The organism is Gordonia sp. YC-XJ4 (genome assembly GCF_059511865.1).
Genome location: NZ_JCAMPF010000002.1, coordinates 46,291 through 68,536, shown reverse-complemented (window position 1 = coordinate 68,536; position 22,246 = coordinate 46,291). Strand labels below are relative to the sequence as shown.

Annotated in this window: 29 protein-coding genes and 1 pseudogene; 20 read left to right on the top strand and 10 right to left on the bottom strand. The window is 66.4% G+C overall.

From position 1 onward, the window contains the following. Window positions 1-9: 9 nt before the first annotated feature. Both AC5ZH6_RS28060 and AC5ZH6_RS28055 read right to left on the bottom strand, forming a co-directional pair. Window positions 10-717, bottom strand: coding sequence for a hypothetical protein (locus AC5ZH6_RS28060; RefSeq protein WP_496169572.1), 708 nt, complete (start codon window positions 715-717; stop codon window positions 10-12). Window positions 718-815: 98 nt separating this feature from the next. Next, window positions 816-998, bottom strand: a complete 183-nt coding sequence (locus AC5ZH6_RS28055) for a hypothetical protein (protein WP_496169571.1) — start codon at window positions 996-998, stop codon at window positions 816-818. 152 nt (window positions 999-1,150) lie between these two features. On the opposite strand from AC5ZH6_RS28055, the gene AC5ZH6_RS28050 reads away from it, so the two are divergent. Next, a complete protein-coding gene (locus tag AC5ZH6_RS28050) occupies window positions 1,151-1,753 on the top strand; it encodes a 3'-5' exonuclease (RefSeq protein ID WP_496169570.1) in 603 nt (200 codons plus the stop codon). Here AC5ZH6_RS28050 and AC5ZH6_RS28045 read toward each other — a convergent pair. Together AC5ZH6_RS28045 and AC5ZH6_RS28040 are read right to left on the bottom strand one after the other, a co-directional pair. Next, the gene (locus AC5ZH6_RS28045; protein ID WP_496169569.1) at window positions 1,750-2,043 is read right to left on the bottom strand and encodes a hypothetical protein; all 294 of its coding nucleotides are present in this window, start codon (window positions 2,041-2,043) and stop codon (window positions 1,750-1,752) included. The two genes, AC5ZH6_RS28050 and AC5ZH6_RS28045, sit on opposite strands and share 4 nt — an antisense overlap. Continuing rightward, the gene (locus tag AC5ZH6_RS28040; protein WP_496169568.1) at window positions 2,040-2,627 is read right to left on the bottom strand and encodes an SLOG family protein; all 588 of its coding nucleotides are present in this window, start codon (window positions 2,625-2,627) and stop codon (window positions 2,040-2,042) included. Before AC5ZH6_RS28040 ends, AC5ZH6_RS28045 begins: the two co-directional genes overlap by 4 nt. Window positions 2,628-2,699: 72 nt before the next feature. Here AC5ZH6_RS28040 and AC5ZH6_RS28035 point away from each other — a divergent pair, with 72 nt between their 5' ends. From AC5ZH6_RS28035 to AC5ZH6_RS28010, 6 genes are all read left to right on the top strand, one after another. Next, window positions 2,700-3,149 carry a hypothetical protein gene (locus AC5ZH6_RS28035; RefSeq protein ID WP_496169567.1) on the top strand — a complete coding sequence of 150 codons (450 nt, stop codon included), beginning with the start codon at window positions 2,700-2,702 and terminating at the stop codon, window positions 3,147-3,149. 64 nt (window positions 3,150-3,213) lie between these two features. Continuing rightward, complete coding sequence (locus AC5ZH6_RS28030) at window positions 3,214-3,405, top strand: hypothetical protein (RefSeq protein ID WP_496169566.1); 192 nt, start codon at window positions 3,214-3,216, stop codon at window positions 3,403-3,405. A gap of 17 nt (window positions 3,406-3,422) precedes the next feature. Continuing rightward, complete coding sequence (locus AC5ZH6_RS28025) at window positions 3,423-3,731, top strand: hypothetical protein (RefSeq protein ID WP_496169565.1); 309 nt, start codon at window positions 3,423-3,425, stop codon at window positions 3,729-3,731. Window positions 3,732-4,096: 365 nt separating this feature from the next. Beyond that, on the top strand, window positions 4,097-4,261 hold the full coding sequence (locus AC5ZH6_RS28020; RefSeq protein WP_496169564.1) for a hypothetical protein: 165 nt from the start codon (window positions 4,097-4,099) through the stop codon (window positions 4,259-4,261). A gap of 9 nt (window positions 4,262-4,270) precedes the next feature. After that, a complete protein-coding gene (locus AC5ZH6_RS28015; protein ID WP_496169562.1) occupies window positions 4,271-4,621 on the top strand; it encodes a hypothetical protein in 351 nt (116 codons plus the stop codon). An 84-nt stretch (window positions 4,622-4,705) separates the two neighbouring features. Continuing rightward, entirely contained in the window at window positions 4,706-5,371 is a 666-nt protein-coding gene (locus AC5ZH6_RS28010) for a DUF262 domain-containing protein (RefSeq protein ID WP_496169560.1), read from the top strand. 43 nt (window positions 5,372-5,414) lie between these two features. On the opposite strand, the gene AC5ZH6_RS28005 is transcribed toward AC5ZH6_RS28010, so the two are convergent. From AC5ZH6_RS28005 to AC5ZH6_RS27995, 3 genes are read right to left on the bottom strand one after another with little or no spacing between them, the layout of a single operon-like run. Further along, window positions 5,415-6,251 (bottom strand): hypothetical protein, encoded by an 837-nt coding sequence (locus AC5ZH6_RS28005; protein WP_496169559.1) that lies wholly within the window; start codon window positions 6,249-6,251, stop codon window positions 5,415-5,417. Beyond that, window positions 6,238-6,834, bottom strand: a complete 597-nt coding sequence (locus AC5ZH6_RS28000) for a hypothetical protein (protein ID WP_496169558.1) — start codon at window positions 6,832-6,834, stop codon at window positions 6,238-6,240. Before AC5ZH6_RS28000 ends, AC5ZH6_RS28005 begins: the two co-directional genes overlap by 14 nt. Before the next feature lie 35 nt (window positions 6,835-6,869). Further along, window positions 6,870-7,964 (bottom strand): hypothetical protein, encoded by a 1,095-nt coding sequence (locus tag AC5ZH6_RS27995; protein WP_496169556.1) that lies wholly within the window; start codon window positions 7,962-7,964, stop codon window positions 6,870-6,872. A 283-nt stretch (window positions 7,965-8,247) separates the two neighbouring features. On the opposite strand from AC5ZH6_RS27995, the gene AC5ZH6_RS27990 reads away from it, so the two are divergent. The 5 genes from AC5ZH6_RS27990 (at window position 8,248) to AC5ZH6_RS27970 (ending at window position 13,103) form a co-directional block, all read left to right on the top strand. After that, window positions 8,248-8,982 carry a hypothetical protein gene (locus tag AC5ZH6_RS27990; protein WP_496169555.1) on the top strand — a complete coding sequence of 245 codons (735 nt, stop codon included), beginning with the start codon at window positions 8,248-8,250 and terminating at the stop codon, window positions 8,980-8,982. Between the two features lie 200 nt (window positions 8,983-9,182). Next, on the top strand, window positions 9,183-9,635 hold the full coding sequence (locus AC5ZH6_RS27985) for a hypothetical protein (protein WP_496169554.1): 453 nt from the start codon (window positions 9,183-9,185) through the stop codon (window positions 9,633-9,635). A gap of 142 nt (window positions 9,636-9,777) precedes the next feature. Then, a complete protein-coding gene (locus AC5ZH6_RS27980; RefSeq protein ID WP_496169553.1) occupies window positions 9,778-9,966 on the top strand; it encodes a hypothetical protein in 189 nt (62 codons plus the stop codon). Window positions 9,967-10,056: 90 nt separating this feature from the next. After that, window positions 10,057-10,449 (top strand): hypothetical protein, encoded by a 393-nt coding sequence (locus AC5ZH6_RS27975; RefSeq protein WP_496169552.1) that lies wholly within the window; start codon window positions 10,057-10,059, stop codon window positions 10,447-10,449. 86 nt (window positions 10,450-10,535) lie between these two features. After that, complete coding sequence (locus AC5ZH6_RS27970; protein ID WP_496169551.1) at window positions 10,536-13,103, top strand: ATP-dependent DNA helicase RecG; 2,568 nt, start codon at window positions 10,536-10,538, stop codon at window positions 13,101-13,103. Between the two features lie 127 nt (window positions 13,104-13,230). On the opposite strand, the pseudogene AC5ZH6_RS27965 reads toward AC5ZH6_RS27970, so the two are convergent. Beyond that, window positions 13,231-13,458, bottom strand: a pseudogene (locus AC5ZH6_RS27965) (mycothiol transferase); the annotation flags it as partial. 770 nt (window positions 13,459-14,228) lie between these two features. Between AC5ZH6_RS27965 and AC5ZH6_RS27960 the strand changes: the two are divergent. Both AC5ZH6_RS27960 and AC5ZH6_RS27955 read left to right on the top strand, forming a co-directional pair. Beyond that, entirely contained in the window at window positions 14,229-14,624 is a 396-nt protein-coding gene (locus AC5ZH6_RS27960; protein ID WP_496169550.1) for a hypothetical protein, read from the top strand. A gap of 352 nt (window positions 14,625-14,976) precedes the next feature. Next, a complete protein-coding gene (locus AC5ZH6_RS27955) occupies window positions 14,977-15,177 on the top strand; it encodes a hypothetical protein (RefSeq protein ID WP_496169549.1) in 201 nt (66 codons plus the stop codon). Here AC5ZH6_RS27955 and AC5ZH6_RS27950 read toward each other — a convergent pair. Beyond that, on the bottom strand, window positions 15,161-15,748 hold the full coding sequence (locus tag AC5ZH6_RS27950) for a hypothetical protein (RefSeq protein ID WP_496169548.1): 588 nt from the start codon (window positions 15,746-15,748) through the stop codon (window positions 15,161-15,163). The genes AC5ZH6_RS27955 and AC5ZH6_RS27950 overlap by 17 nt on opposite strands. A 350-nt stretch (window positions 15,749-16,098) precedes the next feature. Between AC5ZH6_RS27950 and AC5ZH6_RS27945 the strand changes: the two genes are divergently transcribed. From AC5ZH6_RS27945 to AC5ZH6_RS27920, 6 genes are all read left to right on the top strand, one after another. Beyond that, on the top strand, window positions 16,099-16,575 hold the full coding sequence (locus AC5ZH6_RS27945; protein WP_496169547.1) for a hypothetical protein: 477 nt from the start codon (window positions 16,099-16,101) through the stop codon (window positions 16,573-16,575). 296 nt (window positions 16,576-16,871) lie between these two features. After that, window positions 16,872-17,690: a DUF8176 domain-containing protein gene (locus tag AC5ZH6_RS27940; RefSeq protein ID WP_496169546.1), complete on the top strand. Its 819-nt coding sequence runs from the start codon at window positions 16,872-16,874 to the stop codon at window positions 17,688-17,690. A 52-nt stretch (window positions 17,691-17,742) separates the two neighbouring features. Then, a complete protein-coding gene (locus AC5ZH6_RS27935) occupies window positions 17,743-19,068 on the top strand; it encodes a hypothetical protein (protein WP_496169672.1) in 1,326 nt (441 codons plus the stop codon). 90 nt (window positions 19,069-19,158) lie between these two features. Further along, window positions 19,159-19,425 (top strand): WhiB family transcriptional regulator, encoded by a 267-nt coding sequence (locus tag AC5ZH6_RS27930; RefSeq protein WP_496169545.1) that lies wholly within the window; start codon window positions 19,159-19,161, stop codon window positions 19,423-19,425. A 124-nt stretch (window positions 19,426-19,549) separates the two neighbouring features. Next, window positions 19,550-20,179, top strand: coding sequence for a hypothetical protein (locus tag AC5ZH6_RS27925; RefSeq protein WP_496169544.1), 630 nt, complete (start codon window positions 19,550-19,552; stop codon window positions 20,177-20,179). After that, on the top strand, window positions 20,176-20,553 hold the full coding sequence (locus AC5ZH6_RS27920) for a hypothetical protein (protein WP_496169543.1): 378 nt from the start codon (window positions 20,176-20,178) through the stop codon (window positions 20,551-20,553). Before AC5ZH6_RS27925 ends, AC5ZH6_RS27920 begins: the two co-directional genes overlap by 4 nt. A gap of 185 nt (window positions 20,554-20,738) precedes the next feature. Here AC5ZH6_RS27920 and AC5ZH6_RS27915 read toward each other — a convergent pair whose 3' ends face one another. Then, window positions 20,739-22,079: an AAA family ATPase gene (locus AC5ZH6_RS27915; protein WP_496169542.1), complete on the bottom strand. Its 1,341-nt coding sequence runs from the start codon at window positions 22,077-22,079 to the stop codon at window positions 20,739-20,741. Window positions 22,080-22,246: the final 167 nt, after the last annotated feature.

Here is a 22,246-nt window from a genome sequence, read left to right as displayed (position 1 = left end):
CGACAACGGTCAGCGGTGACGTGCGCCGCGGGTCGCTGCCCGCATCGCCGGCACATCGCGGACCGTCCGCAGATGGGTGAGCAACGCAGCGTGGACCGCCTCAAACGCCGCACACGACTCCCCAAGCGTCGAACCGAACTCGGCGGCGTCGCCGACGCCGAGCGTTCCGCACGCCGACAGTGAGCCGTCGCTGCCGCGAAACCACACTTCGTAGCGGCCGCCGTTGTGACTCATCCCGTCGGGCGCATGCCGATCGGGGACACCATTCCACCGCTGGTGGGACACGATCAACCACTTCTCGCCGGTCGCCGCATGCACATACTCGGCGCCTGAGGTGTCGCACGAGTCGACGTTCGTGAAATGGCGGGGTTCGATGTCGTTGGCGCGCATCACCTCACTGGACAGATGGTTGTCAGTCCGATACCAGGGCAGCACCGCGCTCACCGCCGCCCACACCTCAGCGACGACATGACTTCCGCCGGAGGTGGGTGCCTGCGCAGCCGCCCACACATCACGCCACGACCACCCCAGCAGCCGTCGGATACGGTTGCGGCGCAACCCTTGCTCGCGCAACGCCGCATACACCGAGCCGCGGACAACCCGATTGTCGACAGCTGCCTGCGAGAGAGCCGAGGACGTGGAGGTGACAGCGTCACGCAACGCCGACACCTGGGCAGCCAGCTGCGGGTCGACGGAGCAGTGACGGCGAATCATCATGAAATCCCTGCCGGGTAGAAGATGCAGATGGGCTGCCACTCTGGCGAACCGCCTGGGCCTGTCGCCGCGTGACCCGTCCGACCGACGTGAAGGCGGGCTCACTGCCACGCCTGCCGCTGCTGGCGGCGGCTGCCTTTCCCCTCGCCCGGTCGGCGCACACGGCGCCGGCGGGCGGTGGCCGCACACGCCCGCTGATGGGTGAGGTACCGCTGCAGTTCGCCAGGTGCCATCTTCCCGCGGGACAGCAACGTCGCGCCGTCCGGTGTGGTGATCGTAGACATCGCTGCCCTCCTCGATTCGGTGTTGAGAGAGACGATACGAGCGTCCTTTCCGGGCGGGCGGCACACACCGAGGTCGCCGCGAGTTGTCGGCGCCGGCGGCTACCGTCATTGCACGACAACACGATCTGCAGCCGCGAAGGAACGCCAACCACATGTCACACGTAATCGGGGTGCCTCTGGTCTTCATCGACACCGAAACCACTGGGCTGAACACATTCACCGACCACATTTGGGAGATCGGCGGAATCCGCCGAGACAACCACGGGGACAGACAGTTCCACTGGTTTGTTGAGCACGACACCACCAAAGCTGCCAGCCTGCCGCCACGGTACTTCACCGACTACCGGCAACGTTTCGACCCCGCTGCCGCCGCGTCCGCCGCCGAGACCGCGCACCGACTGGTCGGGTTATGCGCCGGCCGGGCCGTGATGGTCGGCGCGAACGTCAGTTTCGACATGCACCTCATCGAACGGCTCCTCCGCGGTCACGGCCACGACCGCATGCCGTGGGACCACCACCTCCTCGACATCGAAGCGTATGCCGTCGGTCACCTCGCGGACCGGCATGTGCAGGCGCCGTGGGCATCTGACGATCTCGCCGAACGCTGCGGTGTCATCATGCGCGACGAACACGGCGACCCCCGCTACCGCAGGCACACCGCACTCGACGACGCCCGATGGGTACGCGACTGGTACGACACGATCCGGACGGCCGTCAACCGGGCCGCCGACCGCAGTGCGCAACCACAGAGCTAAGACGCGATCAGCTTCGACCGCAGCGTGATGAACCAGCGGCGCGTCCGGGCCACCGCATCGTCGGCGGCACGGTCGGACGCAGGAATGCCGTACAAGGTTCCCGCCCAACGGAGCAGCACCGAATCCTCGTTTTCGCCGAGCTCGCCCAGCACTGTCCGATCGTCTAGGAGATAGGCGACAGCCGCTGATTCGCCCGTCGACCACATCCACTGAAACTCGGCCCACCCGTGGGTCTGCACCAAACGGCATCGACCCAACAGGTCCTGTTCCCGTTGCGCGATGTCCGTCACCGGGTCTCCGAGCGCGCCGACACCGGCCGCGCTGCGACGACACGCACCGGAATGCCAGCCCGCTTGGCCCGGTCAATGCAGTCCGACGTGCCCCGCGAGGCGCCTACGACAAACGCCACGCACAGGTCTGCGCCGTCGTCGACCATCTGCTGGTTGCGTCGCGGCCCACCAGCAGGGCAATAGTTGCGGCCGTTACGGGTTTGCGGCCGGTGATAGCAGCGGTCATCGCACGACTCGAAATCCGCTGGGACCGGCACAACGTCCAAACCCATCGCCGTCCAGATCTCCTTGGCGATCAGATCAGCGCCACCTGCAGGGCATTCGCCCTCAATCAGTACCGCCGTCGGATCACAATCCCATTCCTGCCAAACACGTCTCAACTCGGCGGCGATGACCTCACGATCGTCCCACCGTCGGCTACCGGTCACCAACAACCTGCGTCTCACGCCACTCCCAGTGGGCATCTCCGCCCCCCTTTTCTGTTGGTCGAGCTGATTGGTGATGTCAGTCTCGCACCCGCCGCCGACACAACGGGTTCCGGCGGCGCGGCGCTGTCCAAGCCACTGGTGCAGCCCCTCGGCCACGTGTACGTCCACCTCAACAGCCGGATACCTCGAGTGCCGCACCCCACAGGGCTGCCCGGTGACCGTTGAAGCATGACCACCCCAGCCGCAGCGCACACCGACATCCCCGTCCTGCCAATGACTCAGCGCATCAGCAAGTCCCGCGACTGGAAGAGCCTCCCGCACCTGCTGATCGCGCCCTACGCCAGCATCGAACAGCACTTCCAGCGAGTGGTAATCATCGACCGTACCGTCGCCGAACCCACCTGGCTGGTCACAGCCCGCGCACGGCGACGCCGCCGATCCAACACGTACGCTCTGATCCTGCCGAGCCTGACCGCGTTGACGCTGGACCTGGCGACCGCCCACACCCAGGTCGTCACCGACTACATCGGTGTGCGGTTGTGGTCGCTGGCCGAACGGCAGCGCGCCAACAGATTCGGCGCACATGGTTTGCCGCTGATCGCCGAATACATCACCGACCGTGGCCCGATTCTGCTGCCCGGCGCGCACGACCCGACCCCCACCGAACCGGCCACGTAACCGCCGACGGGTATTCCGCGACGACAACCCAGCACGGCGGCCCGCACGCGTGACAGGAGGCCCGATGACCACACCGATCAGCATGACCCGCCGCCACGAACTCGTCGACACCCCAGTCACATTGGACGGCAGCCCAGCCCGGATCACCGGGGCGCGCCTGGACTTCCCGATCATCCACAGCACCACAAGCAGCGTCGAATTCGCTTGGCCCACCGTCGAGCGGATCGTCGACGCCGGCGGGCACTTTCACAGCTGACAAAGGAGCACAGCACGATGACCGACAGCATCTTCACCGCCGACTACGCAACCACCTGTGCCGCCGCGATGACCGACTACGACGCAGGATTCACCGCCGGGCGCCACCAATTCCATGACGATCACACCGCAGCCGTCACCACCGCGGAGACTGCGTTGGCCACCGTCACCGCCCAGCACCAGTCGGCGCAGTTCAGGGCCGCCGCCCAGCGGCAGTACGAGGCGCGCAGCGCCGTGCAACCCACCTACGCACGGCACTTCGCCGACGGCTTTATCAACGGCTACCGCCACGGCGCGAAAACCAGCATTGGTCAGACGGTGGACTGATCCGTCGCAGGCCGCGCACGACGGCAGTGCAGCTACTATCCGAAGACAGCTTGCGGAGGCTGACGACGCGGCCCCGACCGAGATGATCGGTCGGGGCCGCGTCTACTGCCTTTCACTGCCGCCGATTTGACCCCTCGTCCGCGCTCACGACGGCCCGTACCGAAATCCCGTGGTCACGGCGAGCGCGGTCGGCCGGCGCTGTCCGGAGCAGCCGACCGCTGGCAAACCCAACACGAGTACCGCCACCTCTGGCAGCGGATGAGGTGAGGTGCGGGGCGGGTGAGGTCGGTTGGAATCGGCTGCTGCACAGTCAGAAACACCGCCCTTACCGTGATGGACACACGCAACGTCACCAGGAGCACCCCATGACCACCGTCACGCAAACCCGCACGATCAATCGCCGTCGCACCGCAGCCGAGCAAGCCAAAGCGCCCGCCACCCACCGCGAAACCGTCGACGCGCTCGCGCAGCCCGGATATCAGGGCCTCGACCACAAGTGCGTGCGGGCCGTCGCACGCCAGGACGCGTAGGCCCCAGCGATGCCTCATTTCGTTGTTCGGCTCGCTCCCGACACCGACGCGTACGTGCTGTGGTCAACAATCTCCGACCGGCCCGTCACCACCGTCCTCACCCGAGAACAAACCGCGCAGACACTCCACCACCGAGGCGAGGTCGGCGACGGGCTGCGCCTCGATCGCGCGGACATTCACGGGACCTCAGCCACCGGAGACGCAGACGGCACCTACAGCTGGGACGATCCACACATTCTGGTCGCCGACATCGGCGGTGACTGGCGGCTCGTCCCACGCACCCAGCTCCTCGAGTTCTGCCGGGCACTCGACCGCGGGGACACCGAGCAAGCGGTGGCACTGTCGCAGCCCGCCGAATAACCCCATCGACGGCGCGACACCCCACACCGAAACCAGCGCCGCCGGCCACCGCACCACAACATGATCGATTGGGAGAGTGCAACTATGACCAGAGTTATGCGCTACCGCACCAACAAGACCGCCCGTCACATCGCCGAACTGGCCACCATCCACAACCGCGGCGACATCGACGTCACCGCGCATCCCACGACCACACAGTGGGTGCCCGGCCAGCAACTGGAATTCGTTCTGTCACTCCTGATGGACGCCCCGATCGGCTCACTGGTGCTGAACAACCGCCTCCACGACGACTACCGGGGACAGGACGCAACCGACACCCGCCGCGCAATGTTCGGAATGATCGACGGCCGACAACGCCTCGCAACTCTGACAGCGTTCCTCAACAGCGAACTACCCGTGCCCGCCGACTGGTTTGACACCGACGAACTCGCCGCCCCGGCCCTCGCAGACACGGTCACCTTCAACGCGCTGAGCACCTCAGCACGCCGCAAGATCGGCAATCTCACCATCTGCGTGGAAGAAGTCGTCGCGCCAACCGTCGACGCCGAACGAGAACTGTTCTACCGCACACGATCCGCGCACATGCCCCGCCATACCGTGCGCTTCCGAGACGACATCGACGAGGGAGAAGACATCACCTACACCGCCGTCCACCACGGCGGGCGCTGGCACATCGACGGCGTCAACCGGTGGACCTACGACGCCAGCGAACTCGAGATCGGGGACCTGGCCCTTCCGCCACACCCCTGAGACGCGCCACCTCACCGATAGCCGCCAGGCACCCCCGGGGCCGTCACTCGTCGCCACCCCAGGTGTCGTCGCCGTCCCAGAAGCGCGGCGAACGGTATTGCTGGTCCTGCCGGGATACGGCCGCGTCCAGTACCGGGCCGGCCGCACCGAGATCAGCGATCAGCTGGTCGGCGTGGTCCCTGGTGAATCCGCCCGGCGGCGTCGGAACCGACACCCGCGGAAGTGCCCCGAGATCCTGGGACGGCGACACCACTACCAGCCCAGAAGGCCACGTCGTGGTCGTCGCCGACGGTTCCTGCCTGACCGTCGGCGGGTCATCGCGCTGCGCCACCCGGCCACCGGCGCCGTCCAGGGTGTCGTCGCGGGTGTCGCCGAGCCACTGCGTCGCGCCGCGCAACTGCCCAGCAAGATCGGTGAGGTCGTCGCTACTGAACATCGTGGGTCCGGTGACGACGATGCGGTCACTGCCTGCAACGGCACGCACATCAGGGAAGTAGGCGATGTCGTCGACGACCTTGTCGGGACCGACGAGCGTGGCGGTGCCGGCAGCGTCACCAAGATCGCGTCCGGCCTTCGCGGCGTCGGCGCCGTTAAGCACGACAAGCATGGGTTGTCCGTCGCTGTCGGTGATGTGGCGGGTCAACGTCATCGTCGCGCCCCGCTCCTGCAAGCTGCGAATGGACCGCTCGAGGTCCGGGCGTCCGGCAATCAGTGTCGCGGTGTCTGCGGGCGCCGCATGAGCCATCTCCTCCAGCTCGGCGTTCAACGAATCCCGGGTCTGTTCGGCAGCGGCAGCGCGAGTTTCGGCTGCCGCCGCCCGATCGTGAGAGTCCTTCCCGCATTGGTAGGGGCCACCACGCTCATGACTAGCCAGGCACATGGTCACAGTCCTTCGCCCGGCTGCCGAGAGCGGCGGTGAGTTGCGCTGCGACAGACACCCCCACGAGTTTGCGGAGCCGATCAGGATGGCTGTCCGCGCACAACGCGATGGCGTCGTCGAGACAGTCGCAGCGGTCGTCCGGGCCGATGGTGAACTGGCGGCGTGGCCGCGGCGCATTGCTGGGGGAGGTCAGAAACAGCACCACCTTCCGTGATGCGGTGTCAGGGTGGACCCTCACGAACCCGTGAAGGCGGTGCTGCAGCACCAGTTTCGTCACCGCCGGGTTACTCCCACACGGCAATGGCCGCGGAATCCCTTTGGCTCGAACACCCCAATGGCGGCGCTGATTGAACTCCTCGACGGCGGCGCGCTCGGCGGCGATGTGCAGCCGAGTCAGCGCGCGTTGCCGGCTTCGGTCGGTGCACATTTCGATCGCCCGCAGCGATTCGGCGAGACCGTCAGCAGTGGAACGGTATTCGGCGGCCAGGTCATCGGCGCGCGCGCGAGCCGCCGCCGCCCGCGCCGACGCAGCCGCCAGCTGTTGCTGAAGATCGGCGATGGTGACAATGTCCTGTCCGGCCACATCAGCGGGTGGCCGGCCGGTCGGTGAAGCGGGGGTCACCGGCCAGCCCCCACTTCGGCGGCGCGGAGATCAGCGCTGATCATGCGGTACTCGGTGGGGTTGAGGAACTTGGTGATGCCATCACGAACCTTCGCTGCGTTCTCCCACGCGGTGCGGCCCTCGCTGTAGCTTCGCGACCCCGACCACTCTGCTCGGTGGCTGGTGTCGTATCCGTGGCATGCAGCCCACCGCGAGTAGTCGTCGTCGTAGGAATCGGCGACCGAGATCGCGGTGCGCAGTGCATGTGTGACCGTGGGGCCGCCGTGCTCGTCGTCGGTTGCGGTTTCGATCGGCACGACCACGGTGCTGCGCTTGCCGTCCGGGGTTTCCCGCACGAGTTGCATCCGGGAGCAGCGCAGCATCGCCCCGCCTTCTGGTGGGCTGTCCGGAGTTTGCTGCGCGTCGGGGTCCGCGCGCATCGTGTTGGAGTAGGAGCCGGACATGTGGGTGCCGACAGCAACCATGGCGGCGGCATCACTGTGAACATTGCCGGAGTCGACGACACCGAGTTGCGCGCCGCGCACCACGGGGGTGGGTCGCATGTTCCATCGGCGTTCCCTCGCTGCCTGCTGATCGATCATGGATTGTTCGGCGGCGACGATCTGGCGCATGGTGCGACGCCTCTGAAGTTCCAGTTGGGCCCGACCGTCAGGGTCGGTGGTGTCGGCGTGCTGCAAGGCCAGGCGATCGAGGCGCGCGGTGAGCTCCCCGACACCTTCGGGTGTGGCGTTGTAGTCGAGTTGGGCTTGGTCGGCGGCCTCGGAGCGCCGGCGCACGAGTTGATCAGCTTTGCTGATGCGCTCGGCGAGCGCCTTCTCCGCGGATCTGAGCTGGTCGATCCGCTCACGCTGCGAGTCGGTCAACCCCGTGTCCTGCTGGTCGTCGTCGAAGAGTTCGGCGAACGGGTTGCGAGTGACGCCGGCCTCGTCGTAGACGTTGCGGATCTCTGCAACGACCTCACTCATCCGGGTGTCGAGAACGTTGCGTTCGCTGGTGGCCGCGTGGTGGAGGCTGGCAGTCTCGTTGCGCCGCTTGCGTAGGTGACTGGGGCAGTACTTCGGTCCGCCGGGTTCGTTGGGTCCAAGGCACATCAGGGGCACCACCTTGCTGGGTGAGAGGCTTCGACGACTGCGATCATATGAGCCGCATTTCCTGTGCCCGGCCCACCTTTTCCAGTGGCCTCCCGACCCCAGGATTCTGTGTCTTGTGCTGTCCGGCGGTCGCACGGATGCGCAGATGCGTCAGTACCCCCCACGTTCCGGGAAGGGGGTGGCCGGCGGAGAGCCGCAGGCAAGAATTCGGGGTTCTACCGTGAACCGGAGAATCTGTTCACGCAGCCCTCGAGGGAAGGCTGCACGGTCAAGTGAGGTCAGCATGCCGCCGCTGTCGAGTACTGCGCCGCTGCACCCGTCGACCCGTGTCGACGCGATGGTGCAGGCCTGCGCATTCATTGGCCTGGAGTTCGTGGCGCTGGCACCCAAGTCGAGCGCCTGGGCGTGGGACGGCTGCACCTATTGGCGTGTGCACACCACACCGGCGGCCGCAGGGCTGGGAGTGACTGGGACAGCAGTCGACAAGGACGGCGAATGCCTTGGCCAGACAAGGCATCGCGACCAGTTCGCGCTCGCCGGCCACATCACCGTCGCCGAGGCGACAGCGCCGGATCGGGGTGTGGACCTCCGCGGTGGAAGCGTCGCGGAGTGCACGCCCGGCGGGGGACAGGACGAGCAGTTGCCGTTCGACTGCGCCGACAACACCGACGACGCAGAGGACCTCGCGAGCAGCGGAGGAACGCAGAACTCGCTACTCGACCGAGTTCGACTGTGGTACATGACTGTTGTGCGCGACAAGTACTATCCGCACACCATCGTCGCCGCGGACATCACCCGCATCGTGGAGTCGACCGACAATGTGCGAGACGCTGTGGCGGCGTTCGACGAGTACGCCTACCACGTTCCCGGCGACATCGGATCACGAATCCGGGCGGTGCTGGCGTGGGTGCCCTGGGAAGAGTCGCCACCAGTGGTCGCAGTGATCCGCGCAGACGTCCCCGACGACCTGTACGGCGAGATCACCGAAGCCGCTCGGCGGCACCACAGCAACTCGTAGACAGCGCAGTCCCCGCCACCGGTGACAACCGTGGCGGCCTGTCCGCCCAGTCAACAGCCCGCGCCAGCCAAACCGCAGGAGGTGGAGGTCGCTTATCTGGGTAGCCGTCGAGGTCATCGGATACGGTTCTGCCGCACCCGATCTGGCCGCCAAACTACTGTCCTTCTCAGACCAGTTCGCCACCTCCGGAAGGACTTCCCATGGCCGCCACCAACGCCCTGCTCATCCCCACCCAAGGCGTCCCGCGACGTATCACCATCAACCGCGACGCAGACGACAGCGCACTCGCAGCCCTGTACGCGGCGATCAACACCAGGATCGTGGAATGCTTCGTCGCCCGCGACGGCCGCGACAATCGTGGCCCGCACGTCGACGCCTGGATGGACGAGGAGGGCCGAATCAACGGGTCGGAACCGAATCCGGTTGCCAGCGGCGTGATTGCCTACCTGAGGGGAGCGGTGGCCGCGCCGTTCGTGCCGCTGTCGCCGCTCTTTCTCGGGGGAGGGGACATCCATTTCGGCAACGTCGTCCTCGCTGGCTACGACGCCGCCACCGGCGACCTCGCCGACCTCGACGAGGCGATCTACGCCGAGATCCGAGCCGCCGGCATCGACATCGCCGACGTCAAGGCCTCCGTCGTCGAGGCGTTCTAGGCTCTGACGGCCAGGCGACCGACGTCGTCTAGGTGATCACCGCATCGGCGCTGAACCACGAGGTTCAGCGCCGATGCCGCACACCCAAAAGTGCAGGCGAACAATAGAACTACGTCATCCACCCAGCCCCGAGGAGCTGATCATGCCCGCACAGACCACCTGCACGGACCGGCAGATCGCCGACATCGTCGACGACAACGACAACCCGCTCACCGTGGAGTGCGAGTGGTTCGCACGCTGCGGTCAGCCAGCAACACAGGCACTCTCCCACCCGATCCTGGACTGGGTGCCCACCTGCCCACGCTGTATCGAACGAGCCACCCGCCCGTGAGACTCACTCGGCAGCCCGGACCTACCAGAGTCCGGGCTGCCGACCTGTGAGCGGCCACGCGCCAGAAATGGGGGTCCTAGCGTGATGGACATGAACGAAGTCCGCGTGTACGGCCATTTCGTCGCGAAACCGGGAGTGCGAGTCGCCCACAGCTGCCGAGAATTCGACGTCGACCCACAGCAACCTGTCCTCCTCGTGATGGCCACCCGGCACGGCCCGCGAGCGCTGGCCGAAGCGGTCGCCGCCGCAGGGGAGCGGCCGTTGTCCGTCAACGCCCAAGGCCGCATCGACGGCATCCTTGACCTACGCGCGAACAACCTCACCGCATTCGCCCGCGCCCATCCAGAGCAACTACTGGCGACCGCCGCCACCGGCCACCCGGCTGTCCGAAACAGCGACGGGTCACGAACCACCGTGTGGGCCGACCTCAACCACGCCGTACACGCCGCCGCCGACACCGCACCGCAGCGGGCCGTGAGCTGAGGCGAGAACCGCTACCGCGAGCGGCGGCGACCCCCTTCTACCGTGAACAGTGTTGTCGGACAATACAGACCGAAAGGCGGCGACTGATGGCAGCGGCGATCACGCGCGTCCAACGAGCCTATCTGCAACACGCCGCCGCAACCCTCACCCGCCGCGGAGTCACCTCCGCAGCCATCCGCGACGCCGTCGCCCGCCGCCCCACCGACTGGCCAGAACGACTCCTCGACCAACTCATCCGGGACGTCCACACCCATCGCAGCACCGCGGAATCAGCAGGCATCACCTTCGCCCGCATCCCACCCGCCGACCGTGTCGTCGCCACGCCAGCCACTCCCAGCGGAGCACCCACGCGCACCCACCCACCCACGGCGGCCGAACGCACAGGAGACCGGACCGGGGCCGGCAGATCAAACGATCGGGAATGGCCGATGCCCGGCGCGCACACCACCCCGAGCATCGTCGTCCCGAAAGACATCCAGCTCCGCACCAGCGCCGACATCCTCCGCCCCGCCGACGGAGCACCCCCCATCATCTTCGACCGCACCATCGACTCCCTACGCGCAGTCCCGGTCACCGAACTGGCCGCGCAACTACCGTCCGCCACGATCGCACGCCTCGAAGGCGCCGGCGTCAACGACGTGTTCGAGCTCCTGATGCGCATCCCTCGCACCTACATCGACCGGTCCATGCTCACCCCACTGGCGCGTCTCACCCCCGGCACCCAAGCGACGTTCACCGGGGTCGTCGCAGGAGTCACCACCCTCCGGGACAAACGGATCGTCCGCATCCGTATCGCCGACGGCGACGCCCGCATCAACTGCACGTTCTTCAACAGCATGTGGATGGCGGAACGGTTCAAAGACCGCGATCTTGTTGTCGTGCAAGGAATGGTGTCGCAGTTCAACGACACCCCGCAAATGAACACCCCCACCATCGAACGCCTTGAGGACGCATCCTCGATCCTCATCCCCGTCTACCCACAGTCCACGATCAAGAACCTCGCCACCGGCAAGCGTGACAAGGAACTGACGACCGCCATGCTGCGAGCGGCCGCAACCGCAGCCCTGCAACGCATCCCCGAACTCGAAGACCCCATCCCGCAGCCGCTACTCCACCATCGGCAACTGATGGGACGCCTCGACGCCATCCGCGCCGTCCACGTCCCCGACTCCGCCGCACACGCCGCGACCGGCCGGGCGCGCATGGCCTACGACGAACTGTTACGACTTCAGCTGGCACTCGGCGTCATCCGCAACGCTCAAGCAGCAACCCCAGGCATCACCCACCGGCCCACCGGGCACCTCCTGCAGCGGTGGACGAAGTCACTTCCCTACGCGCTCACCGGCGCCCAACAACGCGCCATCACCGAAATCGGCGCAGACCTGACCGCGAACGCACCCATGAACCGCCTACTCCTCGGCGACGTCGGCTCCGGGAAGACGAATGTCCTCATCGCCGCGGCGTTGTCGGCAATCGAAGGCGGCTACCAAGTGTGCTTGCTCGCACCCACCGAAATCCTCGCCCGCCAACACTTCGACGAGATCCGCGAAGCATTCAACGCCCTGGACCTCACCGCCGACCTCCTCGTATCCAAAGCACTACCCCGACCCCGCAAACACGTCCTCGACGGACTCGCCACAGGCACCACACATTTCGTCGTCGGCACCCACTCACTGCTGTCAGAGTCCGTGACTTTCACGAGACTCGGGCTCGCCATGATCGACGAACAACACCGCTTCGGCGTCGACCAACGCGCACTGCTGCTCGCCAAGGGCGCCGACAACACCGCACCCGACATTCTCCAAGCAACCGCCACCCCCATCCCACGCACCTCCGCTATCACCACCTACGGCGACATGGCCGTCACGATCCTCGACGAGAAACCCGCCGGCCGCACCGACGTCATCACCGACTGGATTCCAGAGGCACCCTTCGACGACCCCGACGCCGCGCCGTGGCGGGCGATCCGCGCGCAGGTCGCCGCCGGCCGCCAAGCCTTCGTCGTGTGCTCACGCGTCGACACCGCCAGCACACACTCGGAAACGCAGGACGCCGCAGCAGCAACCGAAGCCGCTGACGAACTCGCCGCCGGCGTGCTGCATGGCCTGACAATTGCTGTGGCGCACGGCAAACAAAAACCAGACGTCCGCAAACACGTCATGGATGCCTTCGCCGCCGGCGACATCGACGTCCTCGTCGCCACCACCGTCATCGAAGTTGGTGTGTCCGTCCCGAACGCCACCGTGATGGTCGTGCTCAACGCCAACAAGTTCGGGCTCGCCCAACTGCACCAGATCCGTGGACGCGTCGGCCGCGGCCAACACCCCGGCCGCTGCTGGCTGGTCACCGACTCCAACAACGACGACGCAGTCGCACGAATGAACGCCATGACAAGCACCAACGACGGCTTCGCGCTCGCCGAACTCGACCTCCAGATCCGCGGTGCCGGCGCCCTCACCGGCACCGAACAGTCCGGCCACGACGCCGGACTACGCGTAGCAGACCTGCTGCGTGACGCAGACATTCACCTCGCCGCCCGCGAAGACGCGCGCCACATACTCGACACCGACCCGCACCTACTGCGCCACCTCACGCTCAAACGCGAAGTCGAACTCGCACTCGGCGACGACGCCCAATACCTCACCCGAGGGTGACGTGCGCCGCGCGGTCGACTGAGTCCGGGTTCGACTTCACGCGAAAACTTCGGGCCTACGCAGTGCCAACACTGCACCCATTCCGGTATCCCTCTACGGCTGTCCGGATTTGTTCGCGGAGGATGTCTCAGTGACCGGCCTGACGGGCGAACTCGGCGATCATCGCTAGGACGGTCCATCGCATGCTGACCAGTCCCTCGCGGGGCTGCCGTTGGACGTCGTCGAGGTCGAAACGGGCTGCGATGTCTCGTGATCTGGCGCTAGTTCGACCCCTGCTGGCGGCCACATTTTGCTCAGCGACGCGCCGAGAGCCCTTGATCGGACCGTTGGTCATGGCCGCTATCGTGCCTGCATCGACCGACAAGGAGGCAATCCCATGATGGGAACTTGGCAGCTAACTTCCGAGCATCTCGTTGAGGCTATCGAGCGCGATCTCGCTCACCTCGTCACAGCGAAAGTGGATCCGGTGGCGGTGACCGATCTAGTAGTGCGGCTCCGCAGTATGGCCGAACGGGCTCAACGGGCACACGACAATGCTGACGCGGCCCAGGCCGTGCTCACGGAGTGGGTGAGGTTGCGGTCCTGCGCGCGACGAGTGGGTCGCAGCGGGTGGGTGACTCGGGCGATGTTCCAGCATCCGCGCCGCCGGTATCTGATCGTAGCCCGCTGACATGTCGACAAACTTACTCTGCACCAACATGATCCGACTTGTGCGCGAGCTGTGACGTCTGATGTCTCCCCTTCGGGGTGTCCTTATTGATGCTGAGCAACGACCGTCTTGAAACAGTCATGCCAGTATTGTGTGGCGCCTATCTGGAATGAATGTTTGTCGCACTTTGCGATTGGGCTGATCTGGACCTCGGACGGCCGTGACCGTTCAGTGACCCGACTCTTCGGCCCACGCGCTGCCCGGGTCTGTGTCGGTAACACATCACCGCGCTCACCCTCACCCACTAGCGGGCAAGCACAGTCAGCGACAGTTATTCACACCTACTCGTGATTACAGATAACTCCGACGGACCACGAGGTTAGGAACGGCGGAATGGCGTCACTTGTAGAGCAGACTGCCGCAACCGAAGTCCCGCTGATGCGACGGTTTACCCACCAACAACGTGGGAGGCCGTGATGCGAGACATCGTGTCGGTTCGAGTACTGCACAACGAGACCAGAGACGACTCCGGCCGGCACCCGGCGTGGGTGCGTGGCTACTGCGAAGGGGACCGACTCCTCGAAGTGTTTGCCACAACCGCGTTCCGCTCCCGAGCGCTGCCGACCACCGAGTCCGTAGCCAGATGGATGTGGGAGATCGCCAACGCCGACGCCGAACTCTCGCCCGACCCGCGTCTGACCCACCGCTACCGAGAGCAGCGAGTCCGGTCGCTCTGCGTGGGTGATGTCGTGCTCGTCGATCGCGACGCGTTCACCTACGAGTCCTTCTCCCTCACCAAGCTCGACGTTCCGCCGGTCATCACAATCGACGCGACGCCACCTTCCGCCGATGCCACCCCGGTGGGTGCGTAGGCCACACCGCCTCGCTACCCGCGAGCAGCACCGTGTGGGACTGGTGCGTTGACACACCGCCGCTTCGATCCGAAAGGACCAACATGATGCGAAACGCCCGCAACCGCAGCATCCGAGGCGGAGAGGGGATCGGCGGGCACCGCTGCGTGTGCTGCCGAAGCCACCGCACGAACAAGTCCTACCGGGCAGCGGAAAAGCGTCAGTGGCGCAAGGACCACACCGTCTGAACCCCGCTGCCGCAGCACGACACGGAGGACGCCGCGAAACCCAGGTGCTGCACTGAAGCTGGCCAGTCACCGGACGCCACACCCCACCAGCTATGAGGGGTGGCACCACACGAAGGTTGGGAACGATGAGCGCTGACTACGTGCGCCGCTACTACAACGTCGACTATCGCCGGGGCGATCGCGTCACCGTCGACGGCCGTCCCGGAACGATCGTGTCGTTCCCCGCCCAGTACCTCGGCGTGCGATTCGACGGCGAGAACCGCACCTCCAGATGCCACCCGACCTGGCGGGTGCATCGGCTGTCTGCCGTCAACTCCACACGATGATCCTGGCGTGTGCTTCCGACCAGTCGGCGAGATCAGCCAAGCGGATGAGCATGTCGTCGAGGTAGCCCACGCGGCGACCGCCGTCGACAACAGCACCGGCCACGGTCACCGGACGGCCCGCATCAGACGGTGTGAGTGCCTGTGCCAATAAGATTCTGCCCCGAAGTTCACTCGGGGTGGCTTGCCCCGACAGGTCAGGAACACCACTCGTCGGCAGCGGTAGGTCGAGGAGATCGAAATCGACGTCGTCGGGTGCGTGGTCGGACAGGTAGCCCAGAACGGTGAGCACTGCCACCGCATGGGTGGTGGACATGCTTACCTGCGGGCGCTCGGTGAAGTCGTCACCTGCCGGCACCACCAACGGGATGCCGGAGAACCGGTCGCCCCACTCTCGCAGCAGCGGGCACCCCGGAAGTGCTGCCGCCCCCTCTCGGAAGCCCGGCAGCGCCGCCCTCGCGGCGATGGCCTGCGCCTCAGACGCATAGGTGGGAGACACACAGTCGTCGCAGCACCACAACTGAAACTCGCGCGGCTCGGCCGTCACAACGTTGGGGGAGAAGGTGATCGACATGCCGGCCTCCTGTCATTGGGGTGCAGATGATGCCCTGACGGTACGGAGAAGTCGAATAGTGATGCGGCACTGCGGAACAGCCCCGGAGTAGGAGCGGTGGGCGCCGGTGACTGGTATGCGGCGCTGTCCCGGCCGCGACCCCACAACCAGCGGTGGCTGTCGGCTTGGCCAACCCGCGCCGGCGCGCCCCCAGGGCGATAGCCTCGTTCCAACATTCCAGCAGCCCTACCGAAGCGGTCGCCGCCTCCGCGACCACCGATTTCGAGTCGGGATCGAAATATGCTGCCGCACAGCAGTTACTGCGCCGCCTACGGTGATCACACATCTCCGTAGCGAAAGGCTCAGCAGCCATGACGAACAACCTCCGCGAGCGCATCCTGGCGATGCCAGACCCGGTTGACCCTGAAACGACCGCCGTGTTCCTGCGGTGGGTCGACTACACAATCCCCGGCGCCGCGTACGCCGACGACGTGCTTGACGACCCGACCTGCGGGCAGGACGCCGTCACGCGGGCGATCAGCGACCTCAGCGACCACGGATACACCGTGGCCCGGCGTCCGGGCACGTTGACAGTTGACTCTCCAATCCCGCTGGACGCACCACGCTCCTTCGACGAACTAGTCGAGCTCATTGATCCGTCACGTGCGCGCCGCGTGGTCGCGAGCCTATTGACCGCCTACTGCTCGAATGTCGATGGCTGGTCGGGCGGAGACGCCGTCGAGCTGGTCGGCAACCTGGTGCCCAGGGCGATCACTGACCCCGCTCGGCTGCCGTCACTCCATGAGGAGTCGCCAGCGGCAGCGGACTATTGGAAAGGGCTCGAATAGCCAGGTCGTCGCACCAATCTGGGGTGACGTCACTGCGCCCTGCGGCGGCCGGAAACCCGCATGCGAAGCTATTCCCATCGAAGCCCGACCATTGGTTTGACGGAGTAACCCGTGCTGATTGATTCGCAAGCGTATTGCTGCGGCGCGCCCACGCACGCCGGTACCGCCGGCGCGCCGGTGGCCGCTGCCTACCGCACGGTCGGGACCGGACGGCGAACGCCGCAACCACTTTCGGGCCGTATCCCCAGACCGGGCCGTACCCGGCGGGTGCCGGCGGAAACGACAGGAGGGCCGCGATGACCGACGACTTCGACGATCTCGACGCACCACCGGATCCCAGTCCGGCGGGAAACGCCACCACGACGGAACCATCCACCGTCCGCATGTCGCGGTGGGAACAGCCCTTTGAGATCCCACACGCCGCAGTCGACTTTCCCCCAGAGCTGCCCGCAGATCGGCCAAGCCGCATCGCGGCACCCGAGCCTGCCGACGAGTTCACCCCGGTGACACCGAGCCCTCAAGATAACGAACCTGAACTGGCGTCGCCTGACCCCCCCACGCTGCCGCGGCGCGCGCGGCGGCGAGCACCCCTGGTCGTGGCTGCCACACTCGTAGTGCTGGTAGCGGCCGTGGCGGCCGCCGGATTGCTGTTGTGGCCGCGGCACTCTCACCAGGAGCCCACCGCCCAACGCCCACCCGCTGCGGCGTCGGTGGCGCCCACCACAGCCGCCGACCCCTGCCCGGAGGAAGTGTCCGGAACCACCACCACCGGCAACGGTCCCGGCGGGCAGACATCCGGACCGGATGTGATCAAGGCTTGGAACTACGCCTACTACGTGACCCGCCAAGCCGCCGCCGCCAAGGCGGTGACCACACCCGGAGCGGTCGCCGAAGTACCGGCGATCCAGAAGTACATCGATGCGGTCCCTGCTGGCAGCACCCACTGCCTGACGATCACCGAAGGTGTCGCCGACAGCTTCCGCGTCAAGATCGCGATCATCCCACCATCCTCCGGGCAACCGCCCGAAGTCATCCCACAGATCGTCCAAACGGTTCAGGCCGGCGGGAAATGGTGGATCGCCTCCATCAAACCGGACACATCATCGGCGTCGTGACCCCAACCTCAACGAATGTTCGTCAGCACAAAAGGAGAGCAGAACAGTGGCAATGAGAACTGTGGCCGCACACCGGCATACACGACCCGGATCGCAGAAGAGGGCAACCCAGGCCACCGCTGTCGCGGTCGCTGCGGCTGCAGCCCTCACGTTCAGTGCAGGACAAGCATGGGCGGTCCCCGAGCAAGGCGGAACCAGCCCCGGCGATAGTGGCCCCGAACAAGGCGGCGCCTCCTCCGGAGACAGCCCCGAGCAAGGCGGTACCGCACCCGCACCTGCGCCGGCACCAGAAACGCAGGCACCCACCTACACCCCTGGCCCCGGCGTCGTCCCCAACCCGCCGCAGGAAGCGCCCTACCAGCCGTTCCAGCCGCAAAACCAGTACCCGAACAACTACAGCCCGGTCCCGCAAGGAACCATCACCGCACCGAAACCCACGCCTCCTGTCCGTCCGATCGCCCCGCCTCCCGACAAGCTCCGCGTCGGCAACTACGTGGGCCCCATCCCGAAGTGGATGACCATCCAGCAAGCGAACTCGATCAACGCGTGGTCGGCGTACGGAGAAGCTGAGATCGCACGCCGACTCATTTCGATCGGTGTGCCCCCCGACCAGGCGACCCGGCAGGCGGCCGCCACCATCATCGGTGTGATGGGCGGCGGAACAATCGGTGCTGCGGCACTGGGCATTCCGTCCGCCATCGTCGGCGGCACCATCGGTGGTGTCGTCGGCGCCATCGGCGGCGGCATCGGCGGCTACATCCTCGGTGGCATGTTCACCCCGCCGTTCACCCCGGGCGCACCCACCCCCGGGGCACTCGGTGGCCTGGCGATCGGTGTCGCCGCCGGCGCTGCCGGCGGTGCGCTGGCCGGCGCAACCCTGCTGGGTGTGCCGATGGCGGCCCTCGGATTCGCGTTGGGTGGCACCATCGGCGGCGGTTTGGCCTACCTGCTGGGAACCGGCGACCCCGGTAAGAACCCCCGCCAGCCGTGGCTTCCGCCAGAGCAGTCGCCGAGTACCCCCGCACCGCAGGCCCCCGGGCAGTCGACAACCCCGACGACCGGCGACAACCAGTTCGAGGTGCATCTGCCGGCACAGCAGGCGCAGAAAGCGGGTCTGCCAGCAGTCGACTACACGGTGACCGGACGTGGAGATGTGAACGTGTCGGCCAACATTGGCGGCCGCACCGTGTCCGCGTCGTGGACCGCCGAGCAAGCCGACGCACCGTACCAGGCGCTCGGCGCCGCAGCCCAGCCGGTCAAGCAGGAAGTGCAGCAGCTGACCGCGCGGGCAACCGACGCCCTGCAGAAGGCCGTCCCGGGACTCCAGGTGGCCTGGGCGGCGCCGCGGCCGGCCCCGACACCCGCCCCCGCTCGATAATCCACCCTGGCGATGCCTGCACCCCACTACCGGCCGCGGTGGTGGGGTGCAGTGCGTTGATCACCGACCAACTACTCCAGGGAGAGTGACATGGATCAGCAGCAGCGCCCCGAATGGCATCGCCACGCTCTGTGCCGATCCCAGCCGGCAGAACTGTGGTTTCCCGAGCGCGGAAACTCGGCCAAGACAGTGCGACGGGCCAAGCAGATCTGCCGAGTCTGCCCTGTCCGGGCATCCTGCCTCCGGTACGCGCTCACCAAGAAGGAGGAGTTCGGCGTGTGGGGTGGCATGACCACGTCCGAACGCCGGGCGCTGGCCCGCGCCAACACCACCGGCGGTCGGCGGGCCGCAGGATGACGCCACGTCGTCACGGTAGGTCTGATCTGGCGTGCGCCGGCAAAGTGGGGTCTGGCAGACGGTGCCGGCTGGTGGGGGATGGGCAGTTCCGCAGTGTCGGAACGTGTTCGAGCACAGTGAAGGCATGAACAGAAACGAGGTCATCGCCCGAGAGTTCCGACAGGTTTCGGGGGCGGAACTCGCTGCGGCGCTGCCGCAACTGAGACCGTTCACACACGAGGTACGCGACGACGTGGCCAAGGCTTTCCTGTCGTGGCTGTCGGGGTCATCGCACGTCTACGCCACATGGCAGGAGGCGTTCAACTCGTGGACCGGTGCGACCGAACATCATTCGGGCGTCGTCCGGGTCACCCCGTCACGGTGCGCAACCTGCCACGGACGGAGAGTTGATATGCGACGTGGCACCATCTGTGCGACCTGCCTGGGCGGCGCACGCCGGCCAGGTGAGGTGCGCACCGCCGCAATCCACTTCGCAGCATCCGCCGCCAACAATCACCGGGGCGCTACCTCGAGACAGTTGCCCGCCGCGGGGAACCGGATCCGGATGGTCGGTGTCATGGCCGACGACCCGGACCCGCTGCCGGTCGGCGCGACCGGCACCGTCACCCATGTGGTCGTCACAGGCCTGAGCGGCCCAGGCAGTGTGCAAATCTGGGTCGACTGGGATGATTCGCAGCGGACGCTGATGGTCCTCGGTGGCGACCCCTACGAAGTCATCGACCATCCTGAGCCCGCCGAACCCGCAGCCACATGACCACGCTGGTGGGCGGGCGCGGTCACGGAAGAGGGAAGAACGTAACCGGCATGAACATTCAGACCGCACCCGTGAACTCGCTGTGGGTCAACAAGAGAACCGGACAGGTAATCAGGGTGCTCACCGCCGCTGGCGGAGCGCACCGATACCTCACGGTGCAAGGAACACGGCGCTACCGCGTGTCGCTTTCCGGCTTACACGCCGAGTACGCGCCAGTGGACGACGAATGGATCGCGCACGCACCCGAAGGCACCGTTGCACCGGACCTCGAGGGACGTCTGTGGACGCGTGACGGGTGCGGGCAATGGTACTGCGACAGCGAGGAATACGGCCGGTTCTCGTCCGACCTCCGGCTGTGGTCGACCGACTTCTGATTACCGTGGCGGTTCCTGTCGGCCGACAGCTCTCGGCGCCGCTGTCCGGCCAGCCAAGGGCACACGGACACCCGCGCCGGGTCGTCCGATGCGGACCTCGCATAACGTGCCGGGTCGCATATCCGCCCTCAGCCTGCTTGCGCAGCGTCCGGCCCCTCCGACCCGAGTCGGAGGGGCCGTAGCTGCTAGGCCGCCGACCCGAGCGATAGCGGGGCAGGCCGCACATTGAACACCGTTTCGATCGCGGACAGAACCTCGTCCGTGCGGTACTCCTCGGGGCAGGCAGCGGCGAGAGTGCCCACGACAATCTCGTCACCCAACCCGGCGTCAGCCATGGCCTGGCATTCCAGCAGCGTGGCCACCGGAATCACCCAGGTCGGTAGTTCGTCGTTGGCGATCGCGCTGGCCCGCATGGTCGCGAGGTTGCGCGCCACCTTGAGCAGGGTCGACCCCACTCCACGGCGAGCGGCGGCGTCGTAGTCGTTGGTGACTTCCACTTTCACCGCGAGCCGCCGCAGAATCGCCTCATCGAGTGGGGCCGTGCCCACGCCATGCTCATTCCATGTGGCAACAACCATGAAACCGTCTGCCGCTGTCAACGTTTGGCCCGGAAGGTCATCGAGAACGACGGTGCGTGAGGCGTCGGTCGCGCCGAGCAGAACAGCCACCGTCTCCGACGGCGCGCGGTTGATTTCGTCAGCGACGAACACTTTCCCCTCCCGCATCGCAATGTAGAGAGGCCCCGGACGGAACACGAAACCCGACGCAGACTGGTCACCGGGCGCGGCGGGCACGAACTTACCGAGCAGATCGGCGACCTTCGAGTCGCCGTGCATCTTCGAGTAGACGACGTTGTCGGCGCCGAACGCTGCGACCGGCAGGGTGCTCTTACCCGTCCCAGTGCTGCCGTACAGCCCAATATGGGACCGCAATGTCGTGCGGGCACAACGTAATAAGTCGACGTCGGTGACCCCGCCCACCATGCGAGGAAAGTACTGGGAGCCGTCAGGCATGTCGATCGGCGCCACCGCGGACGACGGTGCGAGCGTCGGCCGCGACGCCGGCACTGATGGGGTGGCGGTGGGAGCGGCACCCACGGCGCCGTAGAGCGCGGCGTGGGCCACATCGGAGATCGACCCGGTAGCGGCGACGCGATAGATGTGATCGCGAAGAAACTCGGCGATCGCTTTGGAGTTGCGGGGGTCGGCCAGCGCACTTTCATCGACCTCGACAACCGCCGGGCCGCCGAGAACGTCTCTGTAGTTGCGCTTTTCGTCACGCCGACCCGCGAATCGTTTCGCCACTTGCGCAGGATCATGGGACACCGGGCCGTACATCTTCTTGTTCGGGTCGTGCTCGTCCATGACAACCAGAGTTGCCGCCGTCAGCTGTGACTGAGTGCCGTGAGCGGTGAACAACATCGCCTCACCGGTGGCGGGATCCACCCATGCTGCCGCCCCATAGACCTTCTTTCTCGGGCTGGTCCGGTCTTGGACAAGCCAGGCGGCGACTTCGACGATGCTCATGGAATCTCCCTCGGTAGGTGACTTCGATACCGCTACTGTGCCAACCGATCCCGCCACCCTGCGGCAGCCCGACGAACCTACAGGTAGATCGTCGTCGTCGGCGGCCGCCGCTACTTCGCCGCACCCAGAACCAGGCGCCCGGAACCCTCCGTGTCAGACCCGTTGGT

Excerpts from the sequence above, each read along its gene's own strand:
- AC5ZH6_RS27945 (WP_496169547.1), top strand. The coding sequence starts at position 16,099 with ATGACGAACAACCTCCGCGAGCGCATCCTGGCGATGCCAGACCCGGTT.
- AC5ZH6_RS27995 (WP_496169556.1), bottom strand. The coding sequence starts at position 7,964 with ATGTGCCTTGGACCCAACGAACCCGGCGGACCGAAGTACTGCCCCAGT.
- AC5ZH6_RS28015 (WP_496169562.1), top strand. The coding sequence starts at position 4,271 with ATGCCTCATTTCGTTGTTCGGCTCGCTCCCGACACCGACGCGTACGTG.
- AC5ZH6_RS28025 (WP_496169565.1), top strand. The coding sequence starts at position 3,423 with ATGACCGACAGCATCTTCACCGCCGACTACGCAACCACCTGTGCCGCC.
- AC5ZH6_RS27970 (WP_496169551.1), top strand. The coding sequence starts at position 10,536 with ATGGCAGCGGCGATCACGCGCGTCCAACGAGCCTATCTGCAACACGCC.
- AC5ZH6_RS27990 (WP_496169555.1), top strand. The coding sequence starts at position 8,248 with ATGCCGCCGCTGTCGAGTACTGCGCCGCTGCACCCGTCGACCCGTGTC.
- AC5ZH6_RS27975 (WP_496169552.1), top strand. The coding sequence starts at position 10,057 with ATGAACGAAGTCCGCGTGTACGGCCATTTCGTCGCGAAACCGGGAGTG.
- AC5ZH6_RS28030 (WP_496169566.1), top strand. The coding sequence starts at position 3,214 with ATGACCACACCGATCAGCATGACCCGCCGCCACGAACTCGTCGACACC.
- AC5ZH6_RS28050 (WP_496169570.1), top strand. The coding sequence starts at position 1,151 with ATGTCACACGTAATCGGGGTGCCTCTGGTCTTCATCGACACCGAAACC.
- AC5ZH6_RS27985 (WP_496169554.1), top strand. The coding sequence starts at position 9,183 with ATGGCCGCCACCAACGCCCTGCTCATCCCCACCCAAGGCGTCCCGCGA.
- AC5ZH6_RS28035 (WP_496169567.1), top strand. The coding sequence starts at position 2,700 with ATGACCACCCCAGCCGCAGCGCACACCGACATCCCCGTCCTGCCAATG.
- AC5ZH6_RS28060 (WP_496169572.1), bottom strand. The coding sequence starts at position 717 with ATGATGATTCGCCGTCACTGCTCCGTCGACCCGCAGCTGGCTGCCCAG.
- AC5ZH6_RS27920 (WP_496169543.1), top strand. The coding sequence starts at position 20,176 with ATGACCACGCTGGTGGGCGGGCGCGGTCACGGAAGAGGGAAGAACGTA.
- AC5ZH6_RS28010 (WP_496169560.1), top strand. The coding sequence starts at position 4,706 with ATGACCAGAGTTATGCGCTACCGCACCAACAAGACCGCCCGTCACATC.
- AC5ZH6_RS27930 (WP_496169545.1), top strand. The coding sequence starts at position 19,159 with ATGGATCAGCAGCAGCGCCCCGAATGGCATCGCCACGCTCTGTGCCGA.
- AC5ZH6_RS27940 (WP_496169546.1), top strand. The coding sequence starts at position 16,872 with ATGACCGACGACTTCGACGATCTCGACGCACCACCGGATCCCAGTCCG.
- AC5ZH6_RS27915 (WP_496169542.1), bottom strand. The coding sequence starts at position 22,079 with ATGAGCATCGTCGAAGTCGCCGCCTGGCTTGTCCAAGACCGGACCAGC.
- AC5ZH6_RS27925 (WP_496169544.1), top strand. The coding sequence starts at position 19,550 with ATGAACAGAAACGAGGTCATCGCCCGAGAGTTCCGACAGGTTTCGGGG.
- AC5ZH6_RS27955 (WP_496169549.1), top strand. The coding sequence starts at position 14,977 with ATGAGCGCTGACTACGTGCGCCGCTACTACAACGTCGACTATCGCCGG.
- AC5ZH6_RS27980 (WP_496169553.1), top strand. The coding sequence starts at position 9,778 with ATGCCCGCACAGACCACCTGCACGGACCGGCAGATCGCCGACATCGTC.
- AC5ZH6_RS27950 (WP_496169548.1), bottom strand. The coding sequence starts at position 15,748 with ATGTCGATCACCTTCTCCCCCAACGTTGTGACGGCCGAGCCGCGCGAG.
- AC5ZH6_RS27960 (WP_496169550.1), top strand. The coding sequence starts at position 14,229 with ATGCGAGACATCGTGTCGGTTCGAGTACTGCACAACGAGACCAGAGAC.
- AC5ZH6_RS28005 (WP_496169559.1), bottom strand. The coding sequence starts at position 6,251 with ATGTGCCTGGCTAGTCATGAGCGTGGTGGCCCCTACCAATGCGGGAAG.
- AC5ZH6_RS28020 (WP_496169564.1), top strand. The coding sequence starts at position 4,097 with ATGACCACCGTCACGCAAACCCGCACGATCAATCGCCGTCGCACCGCA.
- AC5ZH6_RS27935 (WP_496169672.1), top strand. The coding sequence starts at position 17,743 with ATGAGAACTGTGGCCGCACACCGGCATACACGACCCGGATCGCAGAAG.
- AC5ZH6_RS28055 (WP_496169571.1), bottom strand. The coding sequence starts at position 998 with ATGTCTACGATCACCACACCGGACGGCGCGACGTTGCTGTCCCGCGGG.